The organism is Ketobacter sp. GenoA1, assembly GCF_003671475.1.
Classification (GTDB): domain Bacteria; phylum Pseudomonadota; class Gammaproteobacteria; order Pseudomonadales; family Ketobacteraceae; genus Ketobacter.
In genome coordinates this window covers 1-2,505 of the sequence record NZ_RCHM01000028.1, presented here as the reverse complement: position 1 = coordinate 2,505, position 2,505 = coordinate 1, and the positions used below count along the sequence as shown (strand labels likewise).

The window sequence follows — 2,505 nt, the reverse complement described above, 5'->3', positions numbered from 1 at the left end:
GCATCAAGCATCGTTCCGGCCTTTGGCCTCCACTGGACGGCGCTACGCGGCGCAAAATAGTGCATTCGCTGTCGCTCATTATGGCACTATTTTTCACCACGCACCGCCGCCGCTTATGCAGGCGTTAGATGACCAAGTTCCCCAAGAAAAGTAGACACCTCACTACTACCTAACGAGGTGTATTAATCATGGCAAAGAAGCGAAAGAACAAGTACAACCACTATACCGAGGATTTTCGAAGAGAGGCCGTGCGCCGTTCTGAAGATCCTAACACCAGCGCTGCTGAAGTGGCTAAAGAGCTGGGTATTCACCCTGGCCAGATTTATAATTGGCGCCGTCAATACAAGCGACTGTCGGAGAAGCAATTCAACAGTATGAACGGTGTCGATTACTCCAAGCAAGAGAGTGAGGAAGTCCGCAAGCTTAAGCGCGAGATTGCCGATCTCAAAGAGGAAAACGAATTCCTAAAAAAGGCGACGGCGTACTTCAGCAAAGACAAGTGGTGAAGTACGCTTTTATAGAATCGCTACGAGGCCAATACGCAATAAGCAAAATGTGTAGGTGGGCCCAGGTCAGTCGTGCGGGTTACTATAAATGGCGGAGTCTAGAGCCCAGCGCTCGAGATCTGCGTAAGTTGGAAGCAGAACGGCTTTTGGTTAAACGGTTTCATGAGCTGAAATCGCGCTACGGATCGCCCAGAATGACTCTGGAATTAAATGAATCCGGCTTTAGCATTAGCGAGAACACAGTGGCAAAAATCATGTCAGAACAGGACCTTAGAGCCAGGTCTGGGAAAGGCTACAATTACTTTCCAGACGTGTTGGCGCACAACCATGTCAGTGATAACCTGTTGAGGCGCGATTTCACAGCCAGCAAGCCTGATGAAAAGTGGGTTTCTGATATCACTTACATCAAAATCGAGAAAGGCTTTGTGTATCTGGCGGTAATCATGGATTTATTCTCCCGGAAGATTATTGGCTGGTCACTGGATAGCACGATGACCAACCAGTTGATCATCGATGCCTTTGAGATGGCTGTGGCATCCCGCAATGTAGAGCCCGGATTGATGCTGCATTCAGATCGTGGGGTTCAGTATCGCTCCGGGGAGTACCAGGCGCTGCTGTACGATGAAGGGATACAACCCAGCATGAGCAGGAAAGGCAACTGCTGGGACAACGCCGCGATGGAGTCCTTCTTCGCCCGTTTCAAGGTTGAGGCACTCTACGCAGAGGATGTCACGAACAAGCAGGAAGCCTATTCTTGTGTGTTTGAATACATTGAAATGTTTTACAACAGCCAGCGTCGGCACAGTTACTTGGGCTATAAAAGCCCGAATCAATTTGAACAAGAATATGAACGTATGTGCGCTTAAAACTGTGTCTACTTTTGCTGGGGAAGATCAGCATGAGTAGATATGAGCACCGTTGAAGTCGGAAATAAGTTTGAAGATAGAATGTATGAATGGCTTTCTACCGAAATAGAGAGCGATAGATTCTATTTCAAAAAGGAACTGTGTCGAATCTACAAAAAGAAAGGTTACTATTCCAATGATCGAAAAAAAGACATTATTTTTGACATTGCTATAGAAGTATTTATGCCAAATGCTGACCATTTCTCACATTTGGTATTGATCGAGTGTAAAAATTATAACCATCCTGTACCAGTGGACGATGTTGAAGAATTTTTTCAGAAGACCCAGCAAATTTCGGGCGCAAATTTGAAGGCAATTGTGGCGTCTACTAATTCGTTTCAATCCGGAGCTGTAAATTTTGCGCGATCCAAAGGGGTTGGTCTATGTAGGTACTACGACCCCTCTAAATTGGAATTTGTCTTACATAGATCCCCATCTGGCATTGTTAATTCGGATTTGGCATTTAAAGAAAACTCAAGCGCGTACCGTGCAATAAGATTAGAAGAGTTTGCGAGTGTTTATTTTGATTTCTACGGGTATATAGATGATATAAATACAGCTTCTTCATTATCCTTTTTCGAAAACATCATTTTAAAAGGCCTTGATGCTAGCCAAAGGGGAAATATAAAAAAATATCGCAATACAGGAAAAACCGACACATCAGTGGTTCCGTATATCGAAATTTCTGACATTGAAACAATGGTTTTCGGATTGCTCGAATCTATAGAGTATGAGTCAGGCGCTGTAGAGGAAGCAGCCCTTTCCGAGTTCATAAGTGAAAAATACAATTTTAGTGTTGGACGTGATGTGGAGATAGAAAATGAAGGGCTAGGTAGCATCGATTTCCAACATAGAAGAATCTGTGTTAATGACAAAGAATGTGGTTCTAGAGAGCGAATAAGATTTACTCTCGCACACGAATTCGGGCATCTTGTTTTGGATCATTACAAATACATGAGCGGGGAGGGACACCTCCCCCGATAATGCGCACACCTCCAACTACCTAAGTGGAGGTGTCAAATGGCACGAAGAAAGCAATACAATCGATACGACGATGAGTTCAAGGCAACGGCGGTTGCCCTCACCAAAATACC

At 44.7% G+C, this 2,505-nt stretch carries 3 protein-coding genes; all 3 read left to right on the top strand.

The genetic code is table 11. The features are described from left to right. The first annotated feature begins 188 nt into the window (after positions 1–188). The 3 genes from D9N13_RS11835 to D9N13_RS11825 are packed head-to-tail and all read left to right on the top strand — an operon-like array spanning position 189 to position 2,395. On the top strand, positions 189–506 hold the full coding sequence (locus D9N13_RS11835; RefSeq protein WP_290589957.1) for a transposase: 318 nt from the start codon (positions 189–191) through the stop codon (positions 504–506). Next, positions 500–1,372 (top strand): IS3 family transposase, encoded by an 873-nt coding sequence (locus D9N13_RS11830; protein WP_317622499.1) that lies wholly within the window; start codon positions 500–502, stop codon positions 1,370–1,372. Before D9N13_RS11835 ends, D9N13_RS11830 begins: the two co-directional genes overlap by 7 nt. 42 nt (positions 1,373–1,414) lie before the next feature. Further along, positions 1,415–2,395, top strand: coding sequence for an ImmA/IrrE family metallo-endopeptidase (locus D9N13_RS11825; RefSeq protein WP_290589954.1), 981 nt, complete (start codon positions 1,415–1,417; stop codon positions 2,393–2,395). Positions 2,396–2,505 lie beyond the last annotated feature (110 nt).